21 protein-coding genes are annotated in these 22,079 nt (G+C 41.8%); 8 read left to right on the top strand and 13 right to left on the bottom strand.

Annotated features, from left to right (window positions below; genetic code table 11):
- Positions 1 to 65 precede the first annotated feature (65 nt).
- From lptC to J2W55_RS13140, 7 genes are all read right to left on the bottom strand, one after another.
- Positions 66 to 650 (bottom strand): LPS export ABC transporter periplasmic protein LptC, encoded by a 585-nt coding sequence (gene lptC, locus J2W55_RS13170; protein WP_310096406.1) that lies wholly within the window; start codon positions 648 to 650, stop codon positions 66 to 68.
- A 5-nt stretch (positions 651 to 655) separates the two neighbouring features.
- Entirely contained in the window at positions 656 to 1,966 is a 1,311-nt protein-coding gene (gene bamG / locus J2W55_RS13165) for a BamG family beta-barrel-assembly machinery protein (protein WP_310096404.1), read from the bottom strand.
- Positions 1,959 to 2,702, bottom strand: a complete 744-nt coding sequence (locus tag J2W55_RS13160; protein WP_310096402.1) for a type III pantothenate kinase — start codon at positions 2,700 to 2,702, stop codon at positions 1,959 to 1,961. Before J2W55_RS13160 ends, bamG begins: the two co-directional genes overlap by 8 nt.
- Positions 2,702 to 3,394, bottom strand: coding sequence for a phosphoribosylformylglycinamidine synthase subunit PurQ (gene purQ, locus J2W55_RS13155; protein ID WP_310096400.1), 693 nt, complete (start codon positions 3,392 to 3,394; stop codon positions 2,702 to 2,704). Before purQ ends, J2W55_RS13160 begins: the two co-directional genes overlap by 1 nt.
- A 45-nt stretch (positions 3,395 to 3,439) precedes the next feature.
- Complete coding sequence (locus J2W55_RS13150) at positions 3,440 to 4,426, bottom strand: DUF6427 family protein (protein WP_310096398.1); 987 nt, start codon at positions 4,424 to 4,426, stop codon at positions 3,440 to 3,442.
- 40 nt (positions 4,427 to 4,466) lie between these two features.
- Positions 4,467 to 5,468, bottom strand: coding sequence for a glycosyltransferase family protein (locus tag J2W55_RS13145; RefSeq protein ID WP_310096396.1), 1,002 nt, complete (start codon positions 5,466 to 5,468; stop codon positions 4,467 to 4,469).
- A 310-nt stretch (positions 5,469 to 5,778) separates the two neighbouring features.
- Positions 5,779 to 6,633 carry a UDP-2,3-diacylglucosamine diphosphatase gene (locus J2W55_RS13140; protein WP_310096394.1) on the bottom strand — a complete coding sequence of 285 codons (855 nt, stop codon included), beginning with the start codon at positions 6,631 to 6,633 and terminating at the stop codon, positions 5,779 to 5,781.
- A 355-nt stretch (positions 6,634 to 6,988) separates the two neighbouring features.
- On the opposite strand from J2W55_RS13140, the gene J2W55_RS13135 reads away from it, so the two are divergent.
- Entirely contained in the window at positions 6,989 to 7,759 is a 771-nt protein-coding gene (locus J2W55_RS13135; RefSeq protein ID WP_310096392.1) for a hypothetical protein, read from the top strand.
- Here the strand turns inward: J2W55_RS13135 and J2W55_RS13130 are convergent.
- The 4 genes from J2W55_RS13130 to upp form a co-directional block, all read right to left on the bottom strand.
- Positions 7,752 to 8,264 carry a DinB family protein gene (locus J2W55_RS13130; RefSeq protein ID WP_310096390.1) on the bottom strand — a complete coding sequence of 171 codons (513 nt, stop codon included), beginning with the start codon at positions 8,262 to 8,264 and terminating at the stop codon, positions 7,752 to 7,754. The two genes, J2W55_RS13135 and J2W55_RS13130, sit on opposite strands and share 8 nt — an antisense overlap.
- Positions 8,261 to 8,956 carry a YjjG family noncanonical pyrimidine nucleotidase gene (locus J2W55_RS13125; protein WP_310096388.1) on the bottom strand — a complete coding sequence of 232 codons (696 nt, stop codon included), beginning with the start codon at positions 8,954 to 8,956 and terminating at the stop codon, positions 8,261 to 8,263. The genes J2W55_RS13130 and J2W55_RS13125 overlap by 4 nt, the downstream gene beginning before the upstream one ends.
- A gap of 137 nt (positions 8,957 to 9,093) precedes the next feature.
- Positions 9,094 to 11,385 (bottom strand): M60 family metallopeptidase, encoded by a 2,292-nt coding sequence (locus J2W55_RS13120; RefSeq protein ID WP_310096387.1) that lies wholly within the window; start codon positions 11,383 to 11,385, stop codon positions 9,094 to 9,096.
- Positions 11,386 to 11,624: 239 nt separating this feature from the next.
- Positions 11,625 to 12,269 (bottom strand): uracil phosphoribosyltransferase, encoded by a 645-nt coding sequence (gene upp / locus J2W55_RS13115; RefSeq protein ID WP_310096386.1) that lies wholly within the window; start codon positions 12,267 to 12,269, stop codon positions 11,625 to 11,627.
- A 134-nt stretch (positions 12,270 to 12,403) separates the two neighbouring features.
- On the opposite strand from upp, the gene J2W55_RS13110 reads away from it, so the two are divergent.
- From J2W55_RS13110 to J2W55_RS13085, 6 genes are all read left to right on the top strand, one after another.
- Positions 12,404 to 12,901, top strand: a complete 498-nt coding sequence (locus J2W55_RS13110; RefSeq protein WP_310096385.1) for a GNAT family N-acetyltransferase — start codon at positions 12,404 to 12,406, stop codon at positions 12,899 to 12,901.
- Between the two features lie 14 nt (positions 12,902 to 12,915).
- The gene (locus tag J2W55_RS13105) at positions 12,916 to 13,395 is read left to right on the top strand and encodes a transcriptional regulator, SarA/Rot family (RefSeq protein ID WP_310096383.1); all 480 of its coding nucleotides are present in this window, start codon (positions 12,916 to 12,918) and stop codon (positions 13,393 to 13,395) included.
- 132 nt (positions 13,396 to 13,527) lie between these two features.
- The gene (gene uvrB / locus J2W55_RS13100; protein WP_310096381.1) at positions 13,528 to 15,552 is read left to right on the top strand and encodes an excinuclease ABC subunit UvrB; all 2,025 of its coding nucleotides are present in this window, start codon (positions 13,528 to 13,530) and stop codon (positions 15,550 to 15,552) included.
- A gap of 371 nt (positions 15,553 to 15,923) precedes the next feature.
- The gene (locus tag J2W55_RS13095; protein ID WP_310096380.1) at positions 15,924 to 16,166 is read left to right on the top strand and encodes a DUF4834 domain-containing protein; all 243 of its coding nucleotides are present in this window, start codon (positions 15,924 to 15,926) and stop codon (positions 16,164 to 16,166) included.
- Positions 16,167 to 16,173: 7 nt separating this feature from the next.
- The gene (locus J2W55_RS13090) at positions 16,174 to 16,470 is read left to right on the top strand and encodes a hypothetical protein (protein ID WP_310096379.1); all 297 of its coding nucleotides are present in this window, start codon (positions 16,174 to 16,176) and stop codon (positions 16,468 to 16,470) included.
- 84 nt (positions 16,471 to 16,554) lie between these two features.
- Positions 16,555 to 19,056 (top strand): putative glycosyltransferase family protein, encoded by a 2,502-nt coding sequence (locus tag J2W55_RS13085; protein WP_310096378.1) that lies wholly within the window; start codon positions 16,555 to 16,557, stop codon positions 19,054 to 19,056.
- Between the two features lie 86 nt (positions 19,057 to 19,142).
- Here the strand turns inward: J2W55_RS13085 and J2W55_RS13080 are convergent, their stop codons facing one another.
- Together J2W55_RS13080 and J2W55_RS13075 are read right to left on the bottom strand one after the other, a co-directional pair.
- Positions 19,143 to 19,898, bottom strand: a complete 756-nt coding sequence (locus J2W55_RS13080) for a glycosyltransferase family 2 protein (RefSeq protein WP_310096376.1) — start codon at positions 19,896 to 19,898, stop codon at positions 19,143 to 19,145.
- Positions 19,888 to 21,171: a glycosyltransferase gene (locus J2W55_RS13075; protein WP_310096374.1), complete on the bottom strand. Its 1,284-nt coding sequence runs from the start codon at positions 21,169 to 21,171 to the stop codon at positions 19,888 to 19,890. Before J2W55_RS13075 ends, J2W55_RS13080 begins: the two co-directional genes overlap by 11 nt.
- Before the next feature lie 399 nt (positions 21,172 to 21,570).
- Here J2W55_RS13075 and J2W55_RS13070 point away from each other — a divergent pair, with 399 nt between their 5' ends.
- Entirely contained in the window at positions 21,571 to 21,873 is a 303-nt protein-coding gene (locus J2W55_RS13070) for a GIY-YIG nuclease family protein (RefSeq protein ID WP_310096372.1), read from the top strand.
- Positions 21,874 to 22,079: the final 206 nt, after the last annotated feature.

Here is a 22,079-nt window from a genome sequence, read left to right as displayed (position 1 = left end):
AAAGAGGGCGCAAGATACAATTTTTAGTAAAATTCTATAACACAAAATTTTCCTGTAAAAAAACGTCATTGCGTTGCATTTTCGTCAACATGAAATACACCTTTACTGTTTCTAAGTGTGGGATGCAGAAACTTGTCGTCGCTCTCAAAATCATCACCGTTCATTACATTGCCGCCGTTCATGGTAACTTCAACTATTTTATGAGAATATACCTTTTTTGTGGCAGCGTTCCAGAACAATTCATCTGATTTGTAAGTTTCCCCCTTAGCATTCGTAGCTACCACATTTTTATGAAACTCGTATAACTTTTGATCTTCGCGAAGAATACCGGTATCGGCAATGATGTTACCTGATTCCTTTTGGGTTTGTTTATCATAAAAAATGATCTTGATACCCTTTGGGGCTACCCGGTAAGGTTTTTTGGTTTGGTAGGTTAATAATAAAGGAGCGGTAAGATGAAGTTGCACTCTTGCCGAGTCGCTCATGATGATATCAACTCCTGTTGTAGGTTCAACTATTGTTCCAACCTCATTTGATGATATCTCTTTAACCTTATTCAGGTCATTCTCGCATGAAGTTATTAAAAGCACAAACAAGGGCAATAACCACAGACATAAGTCTTTAATGTTTTTAACCCAGGTATACATCATATTGCTTAATCAAATTTATACTTTTGGAACCACCTGTCATTAAGTGTAAAGCCCAAATGAATATTGATGTAATTTTCTTTAACCAAGCCGTTGACTAATGAACCTCTTTTGCCAACTTCGGCCGAGATATTGATTTTGTAAAAACTGCCGTTATTAGGTCTTAAAGGCAAACCCAAACCAGCGGTAACCGCATATCTTTTAATTCTGGTGTTGTTAACAACCATATAAGTTTCGTCATATATACCTCCCAGGCGGTAATCAACAGAAGAAAAGTAATTACGTAAAGAAGCGATATTTGGAGTATACTGCCCTCCTACGTTAAAGGTTTTGCTGTCTTGCAGGCCCTTGTTTATGCCTGTAAGGCCAGACCACTTACTCATTGTATAATCAGCACCTACCAGGAATTTGCCATCGCTTTGAAACGATATGCCGAAGCGGTTGGTTTGCGGAAGCTTTATTTTTGTTTTAGCATCCTGTCTGTTAATAATACTATCAAGCGGTACATCCTGGTTGCCATTGACATCAGTAAAGTACTGGCTAACTATAAAACTGCTCTGCGAGTTTAGTTTAGAACCGGTAGAGGCTGAGTATCCTAAAACGAGGTGCTTTGTTTCAGAAAAATCAAATGAGTATTGAACGCCATAATCATAATTTAAGCCGCTGATAGCGTTGCTTTGTTCAATTTTTGAATTTATTGTACCTACCAGATCGGGTATTTCGGTAGTGCTTATATCTTTTAGTGTACCAAATATGTATGATACATTACCGCCCAGCAATAAGTGTTTGCCTATGCCGAAACCATAACCGATATAAGCTTTTGATAAACCGCCATCTCCGCTGTAAGTGTAATTGGTAATGTTGGTATCAGCCGGTGATGAGCCTGTTCCTTTAACTGAATTCTTAAAATTGTAACCGCGTTCGCTGTAAGGAAGCAAGCCAAAACTAAGTGCAGAACGTTTTGATACCGGTATAGCAAAAGCCACGTGGCTAAGCCTGAAATTGCTGTTTTTTTGACTTGATACACCTGTTTGGTTCAACGTTAAAAAGTTGGCATAAAGGCCAATATCAATAGTAGTTAAATTTATAGCGCCGTACGAGGCAGGATTTATAATATTAATATTATTAAAATAACCAAATTTATTGGTAGCCACGCCGATACCACCCATGGCAGAGTTTTGAGGCATTAACTGAGGATCAATATCGCCTATACCATACCTTGAATATGGAGAACTTGTAGTTGCAGTTGATTGTGAATGTGCTGCAAATGCAATAACAGCAAATAAAAGTGTTATAAAAAACCTGGTATATTTAATCATTATGCTTTTGTATAGCTGCGTTTAATCCTTTTAAAACCAAATAAGGTTCAATTTTAATATAGGGGGCAAAGATGCTATTTTTCAATAGAGTATCAAAAAAAATACTATCGCCCCCGCTCAGTATAATATTCCCTATTGAACTGCTGTTATTATAGCTTTCAATAAACCCCATTAGCTCATGTTTTATTCCGTTTTGTACGCCTGAGCGGATAGCGGTTTCTGTATTGTTTCCATATGGGGCATTAAAAGTCGCATCAGTGCTGATCAGGGGCAAACCGGCCGTATAATAATTTAAAGCCTTATAACGCATATTTAAACCCGGCGATATACTGCCACCAAAATAATTTCCGCCTGCATCAATATAATCATATGTTATGCAGGTACCTCCGTTAATTACCAGGCTGTTTTGGTCTGGGAAAACATAATTTGCACCAATAATTGCAGCTAACCTATCTGTACCAAGTGTTTCGGGGGTTAAATAATGGCTATGTATACTGCTTTTTGTTAGCGCGCTAAAATAGGTAAGCGGAATTTTTGCGCCCAGATCAGTTTGCCATGGTTCAATATCTTTTTTAACCGATGACACGATTGCCTTATCGATATTATAATTTTTCAAAAAACTATCCAGCGTATCATTACCTACAGTTTCAAACTGAACAACTGCCAGCAATTCATCCAGCTTAAAAACAGCGATCTTGGTGTACGAATTACCGATATCGATAACCAGATTGGTCATCAGGCCCTAACTAATGATAGGATAGATTCAAAAATTGCCAATCCGTCTTCATTCGCCAGCAAGCTGTCGGCCGCCCGTTCGGGGTGAGGCATTAAGCCAAATACATTTCTGTTTGCATTACAAATGCCTGCTATATTCTCTAATGACCCGTTAGGATTAGCTTCGCTAACAATATTACCGGCTTCATCACAGTACCTGAACAATACCTGCTCATTATCATTAAGCGCTTTTACCACATCGGCATCGGCAAAATAGTTTCCTTCGCCGTGGGCAATAGGAATTTTATAGGCCTGCTCCTGTACTAACTGGGCGGTAAGTAATGATTGAGTGGTTTGCGGCTTTAAATAAATATTGCGGCAAATAAATTTACGGTTCTCGTTATGCAGCAATGCGCCATCAAGTAGGCCGGCTTCGGTCAATATCTGGAACCCGTTGCAAATACCCATTACATAGCCACCCTTTGCAGCAAACTGTATAACCTCCTGCATAATTGGTGAAAAGCGGGATATAGCACCTGAACGAAGATAATCGCCAAAAGAAAAGCCACCTGGTAAAACAACAAAGTCAACACCCTGCAGATCATGGTCTTTATGCCATAACCTAACCACCTGCTGACCCATTATTTTTTCTAATACGTATATGATGTCTTCATCACAATTGGACCCGGGAAATATAACTACTCCAAATTTCATGTTACAAAACTAATATAACCGCCGAAATTTGAACGAATGTAAAAGTTAAAAATTGTTAAACTGAAAGCAGATGACGCTGATTAGCAGTAATAAAAACAAACTTTCGTAAAACCATTTGCGTGTTGCGTACAGAAAAAAGTAGGCAAAAAACACCGCCGCAGGGGCTATACACAACAAAAAATGATTTAAATGGAACGAGGCGTTCACATAAAATGAAAATGCGGCTATTAAAAAAATAAAAAATAACAGCTGAAAAGATTTTCGTATTTGCACATAGCTTTTAAAAAAGTTTTGCTGTAATTTAAAAAAACAAAGCACCAATATTGCTACAATAGGTATAAGTAGCACATAGTTATAAGAATTTATGCTGATGTGATCTGGAAATTTTGTACCTAACGGACGCCATATTTTATAAAACACCGGAAGATGATCATTTAAATAATAAAAAACAGCCAGGAAGAAAAAAACAGTGACATAGCCCAATACACCGGCAATCCACTCGCGCCAGTTAAAAGGTTTAAAAAGTACCAGCGCAATCCAAATCACTAAGAATAAATAAATAAACGGAAAATAGATGAGCGACCCCAGTGCTACTATCATTCCCAGATCATAAACGGTTGACTTGGCATCGTCGCCTTTATACAGGCTAAACAGCTTAAACAGCATCCATATTACCAGAAAATTACATATAAGCGGGGCGCTCAGGATTAAAAACGGGGCAAACAAGCCCGAAAGGGTTACATACATTAATGCCGGTAAAAATGTAGGCTTGCCCAGTAAATTGTAAAAATTGATGAGATAATTAAGCAGCAAAGCCTGTATAAAAACAAGCACCGCGGCCAATAATATATTTAAAACAGGCGAAAATGCATACTCATACGCCACCGGTACCAGCAACCTTGCAAAGGGCTCAACAAAAATAAATTTTAACGTGGCTGGAACATGAAACAGGTAGCCCACGCGCGACAAGAACAATACTATTGCTAACCATAAAACATTCAACGGATTAAAGGCTCTGAAAATACTGATCATAAAGGCGCTGTTTGCGGGGTAAAATTAGCAGAAAAACCTTTTATGCTACAATGCTTTGTGGCTTTGCATAACGTTTTATCAAATCATCAACAATGCTGGCGGTCTCGTCAGGAAAATCAACGGTTACTTTCTTATCGTCCTGTATCCAGTTGTTAAGGTATCCTGCAAACTCTTCATTGATCTCGTTAACCACGGGCACCCCCAGTTTTGAGGCAGCCAGGGCATTGCATTGCTGCTCATATTGCCCCTTCATGGGTATCATGAGCACCTTCTTTTTAAGGAATAAAGCCTCGGCAGGGCCCTCAAACCCCCCTCCTGTGAGTAAGCCCTCGCAATTGGCCAGGCTTTTGTTAAAGGCCTCATTGTTTACGGGGAATATTTCAATATTGCCCGACTGGTAGGGCGTTTTTTGACGTTTTGAAAATACCTGCCATTTAGCATCAGTAAGGCTCAGGTGCTTCACCAGGGTTTTGTCGTTATAAGCGGGCAGGTAAACCGTATAATGCCCCAGGTTAGCCGTTTCCATCTCACGGATGCCGCTCCTGATCACCGGGGTATGTATAAAATCATCATAACGCTCAAAATGAAAGCCTATATGATTTGTTGTTGGCGAATAATATTTGAACAGCCACTCCGCATAATTCCATTTTGCGGGCCGCGGGGTTTTGGGCGATATAAATGAGCACTGGTGACTTAACGATACCGACGGAACCTTCTGCAACCGGCATGCCCAGGCGCTTACCGGTTCAAAATCATTGATTATCAGATCATATTGATCCAGGGGCAAGCTGTGCATGTCGCGCCAAAGCTGGCGCAGGTTCATGATCTTATAGGTGGCCCAGTTATCAACCCCTCCATTGGTGCCAAATACAAAGCTAAAGCCATGAAACCTGTATTTAAGCGGCTGCGACAAGGAAACCTCGGCCTCGGTACCGCTTACCAGCAGATCAACCTCGCCATACTGCTGCAACAAGGGCACAACTTCGCGGGCCCGGCTAATGTGTCCGTTACCGGTTCCCTGTATAGCAAAAAGTATCTTCATGGAGGTATAAAAGTGTTTAAATTTGAACCAAAACAGATAAATTAAGACCCATTTTAACAAATTTTAAACGTAAATTTTCATAGTTTTAGTTGCGGGGTCAAGTTAGTAAAGAAAACTGATTTTTTTGTGGACTTTGGGACGATGGAATTGCAGGACGATAGGATTATTGGACTGCTGGAGTGGTAAGATCATAGAAGAGTTTATAACGCCTGTTTCAATATTTATTTTCTTTGTCCTAAAAATGTTCGATCCTTTAATCCTTCTATCTTTTGTCCATTATCCCAAAGTCCAACAACCTCCATCGTCGGCCTTAACGCGGCTCTTGTTTAAAACGCTCCAGTAAACTTTTGACATCCATTTTTGCGTCCAGATCTTCGGCGTCGGTTTTATCATCTTCGTCGGTATCGGTAGTAAAATCGTCGGGGTGGTATTTAAATATCTTCCATATACCTTCATGGTATTCCAAAGCGGTGAGGCTTTCCACCCAATCGCCTGAATTTAAATAAAGCACTTTACCTGTTTTGTCAGTGTTAGGTATTTCCCTGATCTCGGCGTGGTGAATGTGCCCGCAAATTACATATTGGTAATCTTTATCAACAGCCAGATCAGCGGCTGTTTGCTCAAACTGGTTAATAAACTTTACCGCTTCTTTAAACCGGGCTTTCACTTTTTGCGAAAAGCTCATTTTTTGACGACCAAATGCTGTTAACAGCCAGTTGGTTAAACTGTTGATGAGTATAAGGGTGTCATATCCAACCGCGCCAAGTTTTGCCAGCCATTTGGAGTGCTGCATGGTAACATCAAATATATCGCCATGAAATATCCATGCCTTTTTACCGTCAATGTTTAACACGATCTTGTTGAGCAACTGGAACGACCCTAAATTAAAATCGGTGAACTTACGCAGCATTTCGTCATGATTGCCGGTTAAATAGTGAACCGGAATGCCATCGGTCACAAACTTGAGTATGCGGCGCACCACTTTCATATGGGCCTCGGGCCAGTATGATTTGCTGAACTGCCATATATCAATAATATCGCCGTTAAGAATAAGCATTTTAGGCTTTACGCTCTTTAAATACTTAAGCAACTCTTTGGCGTGGCAACCGTATGTACCAAGGTGCACGTCAGATATTACTACGATATCAACTTCACGTTTTGACATTAAAATTGGGGGGTTAATTCCTCGTCCGGCAGGTGCTGCCGGCTAACATTTATAATTGAAATGATTAACAAACGATTACTCGTCGTCGTCGTCTTCATTAACATTCAGTTCATAAGGGCTGATATAAAAGGCGCCAACCAATAGCAGCAAGCTTATAACAACCAAATACGCATATTCAAAATTCATCATCAGAATGATTTTAACAAATGTCGGTAAACTAAATTATTTTATTGTTAAGACTCTGTTAAATGTAAAAGGTTACTTCGTTATGTGAAATTTCTTTTTTATCCGCTCCACGTCAAACAATTATGGAATTAATAATTATAAATCATCATATAACTATATAGCTTAGAATATGAAATTAATTAATATAATTTTCTTGTTACTACTCTGCCACTGTGGGGTGACCGGCCAAACTATCACAGACATCGGTAGTTTAAGTGACAGCCTAAAAACTAAATTAAAAATAATAGACGCTTATGTTAAGCAGATTGATAAACGCACTGACTTAAAAAAGGAAAGCATAACCTCTATTTTTCTTGATGATACTGAAAGCACGCACACAAAATACATTGATTCGATAACAAATCAGATTTGTAAGGCCCAAGATGAAAAACACACCGATTACTATCAAAATGGTGAATTAATTTATACAGAGAACAGAGATTGGGATAAAGTAAATATAACATACTTCCAAAACCACAAAGTACTGTTCACTACTTATCACCTGGATACCGAAAACATATTGCAAATTGTTTATAGCACGCGAACTGGAGGAAGAAATGGCAGATATGAGTATTTAAAATTATCAAAAGACTCTGTAATTTTTTTCGCAGGCATTCCTTATTCAAAATCGAAGTATCAAAAACATCAGGTAAACAAACTGAAAGATTGGAACAAGCTTACTCAAATGCTAAAATTATCTGATTTCGATAATGTTAAAAACGGAAAAAGCCAACTACCTACAAATGGTCAGGATATAGTTATTGAGATAACTACAGAATACCATACGATTACTCAACTAAATGGGTATGAGGATGAAGATGCTTACCGAAAGATGAAGCATTTTGCAGATTTGCTTGCATCAATAGCCAGTAAACACAATAAAAAAGCAAATACTAATTAAACTTCTTTTTGATCTGTTCCAATTGCTTTAAATGATGCCGTAAATGTATCCCGGTAAATTTGAACCATTGCCTGGCATTGAGCATACCTAAACGCGGGTGCGCGTAACGAATATCGGACGGGGCCTTGGCAATAAGCGGGGCAATAATTTCTATACGCTTGCGGCATTTGATGATCAGGTTCCGGGCGTCCTCTTTGCTTATCTTTTCAACATTCATTATTTCAAGCATTTTGATAGGCACCGGCGGGAACCTGCCAAACAGCAGGGTAAAGTGCCCCTGCAGGCTAAGCCCTTTGTTGGTTGGGGGGCAGTTACTATGCGCGCAACGCTCAATGGCTATTGATGAAGCAAGGGTTGCCTGCATAACGTGACTGTAAACTTCGGCAGACGACCAGCCGCCGTCCGGCGGGGTCTCGGCAAATAACTCATCGGGAATAGTATCTATCCGCTCGCGATAGTCGTCCAGCGCTGTTTCAATGCCCCTTAGCTCTTTAGCAATGCTCATAATAATAAAGTTAGCTCTTTTAAATGGGTAATTTGCGCAGGCACGTCATGGGGTTTAGGCGCTTTAAACGGGTTAAAATAAATAGCATCTATGCCAAAATTAAGCGCGCCGTAAATGTCGGCTTCCAGGCTGTCGCCAATCATTACACTTTCCTGCTTGTCCGCGCCGGCCAGGTTAAGCGCATATTCAAATATGGCCTTATCCGGTTTATTTACCCCAACATCTTCAGATATGATCATGTGCTGAAAATAGCCCGCCAGGTTGGTGCCGGCTATTTTTAACTGCTGCGACTCCTTAAACCCGTTTGAAATTAAATGAAGCGTATATTTTGACTGCAGGTATTGCAAGGTTTCATGCGCATGCGGAAACAGGTTGGTTTTGGTGGGGCAAAGCTTTACGTAAGCGTCTTCAAAATCGGCGGGAATAGTATTAGGATTTAACCCTAACTCCATAAATGTTCTTTTAAAGCGGGCATCACGCAGTTCATCCTTAGTGATTGCGCCTATGTGGTATTGCGCCCAAAGCTGATGGTTATGGCGCGTATAGGTTTCGATGAACAGATCGGCAGAGGTGAGACCGATGCTTTGGAGCTGGTGGATGTGGTACAGCTCGTTCAGTGCCTCTTCGGCGTTTTTATCAAAATCCCAAATGGTATGGTCGAGATCAAAAAAGATATGTTTGTAATTTTTCATTTCGGAATTCGGATGTTCAATTTCGGTCCATTTCCTTTTTGCCGGGAATTGGATGCCTTCATGTTTCCTGATAAAAGCAAAATTAAACTATTCCCAAACCAAATCCGAGACCAGGCATCTGAAATCCGAAATCATATTTAATTGGCTTCTAATTCTTCAGGGAACCATGTTCTGTGGGATGAAACTTGTTTTTTTGCCGTGTCTGAAACCGGGATCTTCCATGTATCAAAAAAACGGCTAAGATCGCTGTTTGTTGTTTTGCATATCGTGGTAAACCACAGGTCGCGCTTATCCTGATCGGTTTTAGGATATTTATCCTTTGGCAAATTGCGATAAATGATATTGGCATCTTTAATGGCGTTCCAGCCAAACTTGTCAATGATCTGGATATACATACTTAAAGCCAAAAAAGGATCATTACACCATTTTTCATAACTGGGATCATTAGCCAGATAGTTTTTTATTTTGCTGATCACAGCAGCCTTATCAGGCAGGTTCTCGTGGTTATAAAGGCCTTTATGCAATACCTTGTCATATACATACATGGTAAATAAATTCACGGTAACCTCTCCGGTGCCTGGATAATCAAGTTCCCAAAACTGGTGCCGGTGGCCAAGCTCATGAAAGTGTCCCCATGAACCATGTTTGCGTATAAATATTTCATTAAGCATCCACTCGCAGCTTTTATCATCAGGCACCACTATTTTTTCTGGTGTAGTGAACATGTACCCGTAAGCTACATCAGCATCAACAATGATCCGTTCCTGGTGCACCCGTTTTTTTGAAATGTCGGCCAGGTCGGCATCGGCATCCATTACCTCATCCCAAAACTGCATCAGTTTAACCGGGTTGTTCAAATTACGAATGCGGTACGAAGGAACGGTAAGCACAATGTTGTCAGTAGCAAGCTCGGCCCAAGGCGCAGGATTATTACGGATAGCGGCGTTCCAATCCTGCTCATTGGTTTCGCCTAATTTAAAATAAGGCGCTTTTACCGCGCCGTTAACGCTAATTTTAATGGTTTTTAATGTAGTGGTATCAGCAATGTTTATCAGCAATAAGCCGCCGTAAGGCGAGTAAACCGCTGTGCTTGTTTTATCCAATTCAAAGGTTTTGGTTAAATCTGCCGGTATGCGTTTCAGTTCTTCCAGGTTCAACAGGTTATCGCTATGCACCCCTATTTGCGCTTTTAAGTGCCGTTGCAAATCACCAGCGCCAATGGTTATTTTAACCATTTGGCCGGCAGGTACATATAAACCGGTGCTGTGCGGCCTGTAATACACTGTGGGCTTATCATAAAGGCCTTGTGTACCAACTTTTACCGGGATAATAACCGTTTCATTAACCCTTGGGGAATTTGCAGGTACTTCGCCCGGAAATATGTTATATCCAACAGCTTTAGCTTCGGGATGATGGTCAAAATCCTGCTGCTTTGTGTATAACCAATAGCTCATTTTATTGCCTGCCTTAAGTGCAGGTGTATTATTGGGCAGCGGTTTGGCCGGCGATGGTACCGGCAATACCGGCGGAACATTTAAAAACTGCCTGATATGACTTATAACGGGCGAGTTGGACTCATTATATTTAAATATCATATCAAGCGACAGGTTAAGCAAAAAGTCAATACCCGGGTTAGATGGCATTTTGCTTTGCGGAAGCAACCTGGGTAATAAAGTATTAATCCGCAGGTAATCGGGTACGCTATCAGTAACAAGCACCTTGTTATCCGGTGACTGCATCACTAAAACATTAGGGTTAACCAGGCCCGCTTTCGCTAACAACTTGTTAATGCCTAAATCAAAGCTGCTGAGGTCTGCAATGGTGTCCTTCCTGTTATACAGATCTGAATAAGGAGATGCAAACAGCATTGTACCACCCGCTCTTATAAAATTTTCAATCTGCTTTAGTTGCACGGGGTCGGTTACATCTCTGTTGAGTATCAGCAGGTCGGTATTTTTTTTAAAGGTGAAATTTTTAACGGTATACACATTGGCATTCTGGCGCAGTAAAAAGTCTTTAAAGTCGGTTTCCACATTTTGGGTAACCGCAACATGCACGATATTGCCACCCGGTTTTGCCCAGTTCAGGATATTTTCAAGCAGTTGTACAACATCTTTATTATCAAGCATCGGTGCTTTAAAATAAGCAGGGCAACCAAGCAACAGTAGTTTTCCCTTACCAAGCGCAGACAGCGCAATTGCACTCACCCTGAATTTTTGCCCTTCCTGAAACTCAGGCTGCATCATGGCTATAACTTGGGGCGTGTTATTTATCGGGATAAAAAACGAGCCGCCCTGGGGTGGCTGCGGCATAGGGATGGTATCCACATTTTTAAGCAGCGCCGTTTTGGCGTCCTGGGCATTTGCCGTAAAAACGGCAACAATGAATATAAAAAACCAAAATAAACGGCGATAAGGTTTGCAGGGCATGGGACAGGTTATTGTTAAATAAAGAAAGGCAATAAAATCCTCAAATAAAAAACACGATGCAAACATTAACCATTTTTAACAATGTTTTTTTACTTCGGAATTCGGATGGTTGATTTCGGAATTGGTTTGCGAGTGATTAATTTTTGATTTATGAACATTTCAGACAAGATTCCTCTTTAAATACTCAAATTCGAAATCGGACATCTGAATTCCGGAATTAAGCTCCCCAATCATGCGGTTCAGGCTTTTTCGCCAAAGGCGAGGTCGCCGGCATCGCCCAGGCCAGGCACTATATAGGCCTTGCTGGTCATTTCGTCGTCAACAGCGCACAGCCATAACTTGGCTTTGGGCAGGTTGGCCCTCACATGTGCAACACCTTCGGTGCTGGCTATTACGGCAGCTATGTGCAGCTCTTTAATTTTATACTGTGCCATCAGTTCCTTGCAAACCAACACTACGCTTTGCCCGGTGGCCAGCATGGTATCGCACAAAATAAATATCTTGTCGTCAAGATTTGGGGTAGATATGTGATCAACCTGAATGATAAAGTCGCCCGTCCGTTTTACTTTACGGTAGGCCGTAATAAATGCCGAGGCCGACTGATCAAAGTAGTGCATAAACCCCTGGTGAAATGGCAGGCCCGCCCTCAGGATAGTTCCCAATACCGGCTGCTCAACGGGGATGCTGATACTGGCCGTGCCCAATGTGGTTTGCACCTCCCTGGTTTCATACTTCAGCGTTTTGCTCAGCTCATAAGCCAATATTTGGCCCAGCTTTTCCTGGTTGCGCTTAAAGCGTGTTTTATCCTGCTGAATATCAGCATCGCGCAATTCGGCCAAAAACTGGTTGGCAATGGTGTTGGTTTTGTTCAGGATAAAGATCATAACTAAATTTAAGGCTTTTAAACCATAATGCATCTACTTATTAATTAATAATCAAATCGTGCTGTTTTGGTTTTTTTCAAATTAATTTAATTATATGTAGTTAACTACGTAGATTTGTACATAAATTTATTTACATGGATACATCTTTTGTTATTACCCCCTTAAATAATGATTACTGCGGGCAGATCATTGATATTATTATACCTATTCAACAAATTGAGTTTAAGGTTCCTGTCACACTGGAGGACCAGCCCGATCTGCTAGATATTGAAACCAACTACCACCAAACCGGCGGCAATTTCTGGGGCGCTAAAGTAAACGGGCAGCTTGTTGGCACTATTGGATTAATTATTACCGATGGTAAAATAGGCACCGTTCGCAAAATGTTTTTGCGCAAGGAATACAGGGGCCGCGAACTTGGCATTGCGCAGGCGTTGCTTAACACGCTGATAGGTTATTGCAAACAAAACCAAATTGCCGATGTGTATTTAGGCACGGTTGAAGCGTTAGAAGCCGCGCACCGCTTTTACGAGCGCAACGGATTTACCCGCGTAGCCAAAGCCGATCTGCCAAAATCATTTCCGCTAATGGCTACCGATACCATGTTTTATCAGTTACATTTAACCAATTAACCACGGGTTTGCAAATGAATGTTATAGATGAATCGGGCATTTTGGCTATCTCCACAAGGCTGCAGCGCCTCAGCGACCAGTTGCGCAAGGACGGAACACTGATATATAAAGCCAATGGTATTGACTTTGAGCCTAAATGGTTCCCGGTAATTTATACCTTACACTTAAAATCAATTTTGAGCGTGGTTGAAATTGCCAGCGAAATTGGCTACACCCATCCGTCAACCATCAGTCTTTTAAAAGAGCTTGAAAAAGAAAAACTCATCCGTTCAAAGCGCGATAAAGCTGATGAAAGAAAGCGCCTTATACAGTTAACAGCCAAAGGGCAGGAGCTTATTGAGCGCATGCAGCCTGTTTGGAAAATAATGGTAACCTGCTTAACCGACCTTACCAACACGCAAAATAACCTGATGCAGGCTATTATAGAAGTGGAACAACAGATGAAACGGTCAGGTTTCTTTGAACGTGCCGAACGCATTGGCCCGGTAACTTAGGGAAGCTTTGGTTTACCGGTATAAAATTTTTATATGATGGTAAACCGTTGCTGACATACGGTTGTCATTACCATGTACTTATTTTGATTTACAAACCCTATTGCGGGATTATTTGTATTTTTACATTATAACATGGATTTTAATTTAACATCTCAATACAAACCCACCGGAGACCAGCCCGAAGCCATAAGACAACTGGTTGAAGGAGTAAACAACGGTGATCCTTTTCAAACCCTGCTGGGTGTTACCGGCTCGGGTAAAACATTTTCAATTGCCAATGTAATACAGCAAACGCAAAAGCCTACGCTTATATTAAGCCATAATAAAACGCTTGCAGCGCAGCTTTACGGGGAGTTTAAACAGTTTTTTCCGGAAAACGCGGTGAATTACTTTGTTTCATATTATGATTATTATCAGCCCGAAGCATTTATACCAACCACCAATACTTATATTGAAAAAGACCTGCAAATAAACGAGGAGATAGAAAAGCTGCGTTTACGTACCACCTCGGCGTTAATGTCGGGCCGCAGGGATGTTATCGTGGTATCGTCCATATCCTGTATTTATGGCATGGGGAATCCGGATGATTTTGCTGATTCTGTTTTCAAGTTCGCGGTTGGTACACGCATCAGCAGGAACGCGTTCCTGCACCGGCTGGTCGAGATCCTGTACGCCCGCACCACGGCCGATTTTAAACGCGGAACTTTCAGGGTAAAGGGAGATACGGTTGATATTTTCCCGGCCTATCTGGATTATGCGTATCGCATTTCCTTTTTTGGCGATGATATTGAGGAACTAAGCGCATTTGACGTAAGCACGGGCAAAACCATCGAAAAGATGACCCACATGGTGGTTTATCCGGCCAACCTTTACGTGGCCCCACGCGAACGTTTTTTGCAATCTATATGGGCCATACAGGAAGAACTGGAAACACGCAAAAAACAGTTTATTGATGATGGCCGCTTTTTAGAAGCCAAGCGCCTGGAAGAAAGGGTTAATTACGACCTTGAAATGATACGCGAGCTGGGTTATTGCTCGGGTATTGAAAATTATTCGCGGTTTTTTGATGGTCGGCAGCCGGGTGCCCGCCCCTTTTGCCTGCTTGATTATTTCCCTGATGATTACCTGATGGTAATTGATGAAAGCCATGTGACCGTTCCGCAGATCAGGGCCATGTATGGTGGCGACCGCTCGCGTAAAATATCACTGGTTGATTATGGCTTTCGCCTCCCTGCCGCTTTGGATAACCGTCCGCTTAATTTCCAGGAGTTTGAAAAGCTGGCCCCGCAAACTATTTATGTGAGCGCTACCCCCGGCGATTTTGAACTTGAAAAATCGGGCGGCGTGGTGGTTGAGCAGGTAATACGCCCTACCGGCCTGCTTGATCCGGTTATTGATGTGCGCCCGGTAATAAACCAGGTTGACGACTTGCTTGACGAGGTTGACAGGACTGTAAAAATGGGCGACCGTGTATTGGTTACCACCCTTACCAAACGCATGGCCGAGGAACTTGCAAAATATATGGACAGGCTGGGCATTAAATGCCGTTACATACACTCCGAAGTTAAAACCCTGCAACGGGTAGAGATATTAAGGGGCTTACGCCTAGGCGAGTTTGATGTGCTGATAGGTATTAACCTGCTGCGCGAAGGGCTGGATTTGCCCGAGGTATCATTAGTGGCGATTTTAGATGCCGACAAGGAAGGTTTCCTGCGTTCAGAAAGATCATTGATACAAACCATTGGCCGCGCGGCGCGTAATGACCGCGGCCGGGTTATCATGTATGCCGATAAGATAACCGACTCCATGCAAATAACTATGGACGAAACCAACCGCCGCCGTGATATACAGATTGCCTACAATACAAAGCATGGTATAACTCCACTAACGGTTGGTAAATCGCGCGAGGAGATCATGGAGCAAACGTCGGTTGTTGATTTTAAAGGCGGGGTACAAAAAGCCTATGTAGAAGCTGACGTTGTATCGCTGGCGGCTGATCCTATTGTACAGTACATGACCAAAGCCGACCTGAAAAAATCAATTGACAATACCAAAAAGGACATGCTTGCCGCCGCCAAGGATATGGACTTTTTACTGGCCGCCAAGCTTCGCGATGAAATGTTTGCCCTGGAAAAAATGATGGAAGAAAAGTTTTAAAGATCCGGATTTTAGGATCTTCACATCTAAAATTTTATAAAAGGGACTGTGAGGAAGCACAAAATATAAAGGGCCTGTGAAGACACAGGCCTCGGGGAGGTATATCCCCGTGATCCGTGTCCTCACGGATCACTTAATTCCATATTAAAATCTCGCGTTCCCACAGACCGCTTACCCGGGGACATATCCCGTAATCGGTGTCCACACGGATCGTGATACCTGGATATGCAATATTTAGTAGGCTGAATGTCAAATAATCAGCTAATTCTCATTTCCATATTTAAAATCCAAACATCTGCATATCATCTTTATCATAATAAAACAATTTTAACGTTCTATACGTTTATATTTGTAAGCTTAATTTTAATGCAATGCTTTTAATTCGTTTTTTACTTATATCCATTTGCATACTATACATTATACGCAGTTTAGTACGCTATTTACTGCCTGTGCTTTTTGAAAGCGTAGTGAATAAAGCCCAACAGCAACAATATCAGCAACAACAACCCAAAAGGCCCGAAGGCGCCATTAAGGTCGATTATATTCCACAAGGAAAAAAAAGTACCGTTCCGGATTCTGAAGGCGAGTTTGTTGACTACGAAGAAGTAAAATAATTTAACCATGCTGCCCAAAGAAGTATTTAACAGGAGAAGAACACATAACAATACGCCAGAATCTGTTATGCTTATCTTTGTTAACTACATTGTAATGGCTGTAGCGGTGCAGGCCTTTGCACTATGTGATAAAATTGGCTGGTTTTTTTGGGCGGTAGTTGGCGTGCTTGCGTTATATAACGTTTACACCATCCGCAGAAACGCCGAAGGATATAACAAGATGCACATCATAGCTTATGCCATAAGCATAGCAGGGATAATCGGTCTGTTTTTATTTTTCCGCTTAAGGGCTCATAACTGCTAAACGAACCCTTTATTAACTAATAATTCCTATTCTCATTCAAATTTCTATTTTTGAGGAATATATTATCCATTTCAAGAAACTTAAATGAACAACTGGTTTAAACGTAATGGTACGCATCTGGCCGTTATCGCAATTTTTTTAGGTATATGCTTCTTTTTCCTTACGCCTGCTTTTCAGGGTAAAACCCTGGGCCAAAGCGACGTTCTTGGGGCACAATCCACTCAAAAGGAAGTAATGGATTATCGTGCTAAGGATACTACCATACTTTGGACAAACCAGATATTTGGTGGTATGCCCACCTTCCAGATCTGGGCGCCGTATCCTGATAACATTACTACACATGTGGTAACTATTATAAAATCTACTTTCCCTAATCCGGTTGATACCGTACTGATACTTTTACTGGGTACCTATTTTTTGTTTATTGTGCTCAAATTAAACCCCTGGCTTGCCGCCGCGGGCGCTGTCGCGTTTACATTTTCGTCGTATAATATTATCCTGCTGGTAGCCGGGCACTCCAACCAGGCGTTTGCCATAGCGTTTTTTGCACCTATACTGGCCAGTATTATTTTAACGCTAAGGGGTAAATACATATTGGGAGGTGCGTTAACAGCGCTGTTTTTGGCTATGGAGATAAGGGCCAACCACGTTCAAATGACGTATTACCTGTTACTCTCTTTAATTATATTGATGGCCATAGAGTTATACCATGCTCTTAAAACAAAAAATATACAACCTTATTTAAAATCATTAGCCTATATAGGCGGTGCAACATTGATTGCGCTGGCTGTGAATGCCTCAAGCTTGTGGAGCACTTATGATTATGGCACCGAAACCATCCGCGGAAAATCTAATCTTACACAAACCGCAAAAGAACCGAGCAACGGTCTTGAAAAAGATTATGCTTACCAGTGGAGCCAGGGTGTAGCCGAGTGTTTCACCTTCCTGATCCCTAACGCTTACGGGGGTGGATCAGGAACCGAAAGGCTTGACCAGGACTCAGAAACGGCTAAAGTACTGATAGCCAAAGGAATCCCGCAGGACCAGGCCGTTAACTACGCTCAGCAAATTACATCATCAATACCGGGCATGACAACCTATTGGGGTAATAAACCAGGTACAGCCGGCCCATATTACTTTGGCGCGGTGGTGTGCTTCCTGTTTTTATTCGGGTTGCTTATTGTTAAAAACCGCATAAAATGGTGGCTGCTGGCAACCGTGGTGTTAACCATGTTATTATCATTTGGCAGGAATATGCCATTCCTGTCCGACATATTTTTCAATTATTTCCCCTTATACAATAAATTCCGCGCGGTTGAGTCTATCCTGGCTGTAGCCAGCATATGTTTCCCGATACTGGCATTCCTGGCCGTACAGGAAATAGTCGACGCGAAAGACAGGACTGTAATCCTTAAAAAGTTACTGCTGTCTCTTTATATTGTGGGCGGCCTTACCTTGTTATTTGTTGTGTTACCCGATCTTATTTTAAGCTTCAAGGCTGAAGATCAGGCTACAGGTATCAGCACACTTACCCAGGCATTCCAAAACAATGCAGCCTTAGCTAACGATGTAGCCGCCGCTATTGTAAAAGACAGGATATCACTGGCACGTACCGATGCTATACGCTCACTAATATTCATATTGTTAACCTTTGGTATTGTTTGGGCATTCATTAAGCAGAAAATAAACGTAATAGCATTTTCAATAGCCTTATTTGCATTAACATTGGTTGACATGTGGCAGATAGACAGGCGATATTTGAAAAATGAAAACTTCCAGGATAAACTGGAAGCCGCTCAGGCAGTTAAGCCACGCGAAGTTGACCAGTTTATCATGAAAGATACCGATCCGAACTTCCGTGTGTTTGATGCAACTGCCGATTTCCGTTCCGATACTTTTAATCCATTCTTTCATAAGTCTATCACTGGTTACTCTGCAGCAAGGCTTAAAAGGTATGAGGAATTATTTTTGAGCCAGTTTACCAAAAGCATTAACCATGATGTGCTGGATATGCTGAACACTAAATATATTATCTCCCAGGATCCTAAATCGCAGAATTTGAGCATGCAGGTAAATGAAACCGCATGCGGCCATGCCTGGTTTGTAAAAAGCATTAAGTATGCTGAAAATGCCGATCAAGAAATGCAGGCCATTAGCAGCTTTGATCCTAAAGATGAAGCTATTGTTGATAAACAATACAAAAGCGTTATCGACGAAAAACAGTTAGGCGCCGCGCCTAATGGAAAGATCGATCTGGTTAGTTACTCTCCTGATCATTTAGTATATCAAAGTGGTTCAACTGCATCACAGATAGCCGTTTTTTCGGAGATATATTATAATAAAGGGTGGAAAATGCTGATCGACGGTGTTGAAAAACCATATTTCCGTGCCGATTATGTACTTCGCGCGGCACAAATACCTGTTGGTAACCACAAAATTGAATTTATATTCCACCCAACATCATACTACACGGGCGAAAAGATCTCTTTGGCCGGATCTATCCTCCTGGTATTAGCCTTGGGCGGTGCTGTTTATAGCGAGAATAAAAAGAAACCTGCGGTTAAGCCCGCTGCTAAAAAAGTATAAGGGTTTAATTATTATGTATAAAAAAAGCGAGTAGTTAAAACTGCTCGCTTTTTTTATACATGCCCAATCGACAACGGAACATCAGGTTAATCATTCGTCCGCTTATTTTTTAGCCAGTACCAGCCCAGGTTAATAGCAATTACAAAATGATTTAAGATGGTGGGAATCAGCCCGTAATATCGCCTCATGATATTAAAACGTTCCTGCAGGCTTTGGCGGTGTTTCGTTTTCGACATACCACCAACCAGGTATTTGGCTACGTACCGGTTTACATTTACTATTTTTTTGGCCTTTTTTGCCGCGCGGATTATCCAGTCGATATCGGCACTTAGCTGATACCGGCTATCATAGGGCTCAGTTAATGCCCGTTTAATGTAGATAGCCTGGTGACTTACGCTCATGCCGTATTTAAAATCGCGCCAGGTAAATGCCGCCGGAGCCTGGTGCCGGCGCTGGCCAAGACTTCGCCCGTCGTTGTCAATCATCTCAGTTTCACCATAATAGATATCGGCATCATCAGCCGAGGTGAAAACATTGGCTACAGTATCAGGTGCATAAAATTCATCGCCCGAGTTCATAAAGATGACATAATCACCTGTAGCTACGGTAAGACCTTTATTCATAGCGTCATAAATCCCCTTATCCTTTTCACTGATCAGCTTGCTGATGCGGTGCTGATATTGCCGGGCCAACTGCAGGGTTCCGTCTGTCGACTGGCCGTCGATAATGATATATTCTATGTTGGTATACGTTTGCCCAAGCACCGAAAGCATGGTACGTTCAATATCACGCACATTGTTAAATACAACGGTAATAACGCTTAATTTTGGATTAAAACTCATCGTTTTTTGCGTTTTTTAACAAATTTTGATACAGTTTTATGTGCTTTTGGGCAATTACTTCCTCCGAATAGTTTTCCATGATAGTTTGCCTGGCCTGCTGCTGCAATTGCGCCCTGTCCGGGTGTTTGATGATCCATGCCATGCCGTCGGCAAAGCTCTCTGCGGACCGATAGGTGGCCAGGTATCCGTTGTATTCATGCCGAACCATATCAGGTATTCCGCCGGTTGTAAATGCAATTACCGGTGTACCGCAGGCCAGACTTTCCATTACTGTGTAAGGCAGGTTGTCTTCCAGCGAAGGGATCAGGAAGGCATCGGCGGCAGCATAATACTGTGCCAGCCGTTCATCATTATTAATGGTGCCTAAGAAACTTGTTTTAAAAGGAAAATCAGGCACACCATCTGAGCCGCGGTTGCCAAATACAACCAATTCTATCTTATCCGCATCAACGCCTAAACGTTGTTTTAACAGTTCCATACTTTGCAGCAGGTATTGAGTGCCTTTATGCAGGTCTTTCCTGGAGGGCATAAAACCACTCAGAAAAATAAATTTCTCAGCCGGCAAACCAGTTTGTTGCTTTGCCAGCCTTTTATCAAGGGGCTTAAAAATATCGGTTTCAAGTGTGTTGGGTATCTGATGCACAGTTTTACCCTGCATCAGGCTGCTTTTTTTTATTGATGCCTGCATCCAGGAACTGGGCGCGGCAACGGTAAAATCGAGCGCCTTATAAGCTTCATGTTTTTGCACCCAGATGCGGTGCGACAGGTCGTTATCAGAGGCATTGATGAGCAGGGGGCAATTGCCGCACTGGCCCATATAATGGTTGCAGGTGTAGCGTACATGGCAGCCGCCGGTAAAGGCATTGCTATCATGAAATGTCCATACAACGGGTTTATTCAGCCGGGCAATTTCGGCAATGTGTTTGGGGTTTAAAAAACCGTGATTGATCCAGTGCAGATGTATAATATCGGCATTCTTTACGTCGGGGTGGTGAATAACCGAGCGACCAAACCAGGTAAAAGAAAATGGCGTCCGCAAAGGTTTTAAATACCTTTTGGCCAGCAGGCGCTCAAAAATAATAGTAGCAGCGGCGTAGGCGCGCTGCACAAAGTTTGGGTTAAAAGTGCCGATCTCAGGATTTTTGCCAAACTTATAATGCACAATGATCCTGGAGTTGATATTTTGGTTAAGCAATGCGCGGTTAAGGCGCATACACCCTCTCCCGGCCCCGCCATTTCCGTCATAAGTATTCAGATGCACTACTTTTAACATGCTTCAAAAATACATTTATTCATCTGAACCCAAAATGAGGCTGCTCTAAAAACTCTTGTTGCGGGCCGCGCGTATAAGATTTCTCCTCACTCCCGCTCGAGTTCCTCCCCTATGTTCGTCGAAATGATAGCGTTTTAATTTCGTTTCGTTCAGGATGGTCTGTGTTTTTATTTATGAAAATTGTCATTTCGATGAGCATGGGCTGGGATTGTGCGTTGGGGCGAAGAGAAATCTTATACGACATCTACTTGACACTAAATTTTATCTCGTTCAGGGCGGCCTGTGCTTTTATTTATGAAAATTGTCATTTCGATGAGCACGAGGTGGGATTGTGCATTGGGGCGAAGAGAAATCTTATACAACACGTACTTTTAACACTGAATTTTTATATTTTTAAGTATGTGGAATCATAATTACTACGTTTACATCACTACCAACCCCGGTAAAACCGTGTTATATGTGGGAGTTACAAATGACATAAGCGTTAGGATGATTCAGCATAAAGAGAACAAAGATATTGGCAAGTCATTTACGGGAAAGTATTACTGCTATAACTTAGTTTACTATGAACACTTTTTTAATATTGAACATGCTATTGAAAGAGAAAAGGAAATTAAAAAGTGGCGAAGAGAGAAAAAGAATGCGTTGATTGAATCCACAAATCCGAAGTGGCTTTTTTTAAATGATCAATTGGGTGATTGAATACCGTAGTACAGTATTTTTACTCTGATGCACCGCTGCTTATGGAATATGGCACGGTTTAATAACACATCGTATAAGATTTCTCTTCGCAGTCCTGCGTTTCGTCCCAACCTTGCTCATCGAAATGACAACTTTTATTGTATGTCCAATGGTTATGTACGTCGTATAAGATTTCTCTTCGCAGTCCTGCGCTTCGTCCCAACCTT

The sequence above is a fragment of the Mucilaginibacter pocheonensis genome (assembly GCF_031456535.1).
Taxonomy (GTDB): Bacteria; Bacteroidota; Bacteroidia; order Sphingobacteriales; family Sphingobacteriaceae; genus Mucilaginibacter; species Mucilaginibacter pocheonensis.
The sequence above is the reverse complement of the archived record's forward strand: the minus strand, read 5'-3'. Positions and strand labels throughout refer to the sequence as shown.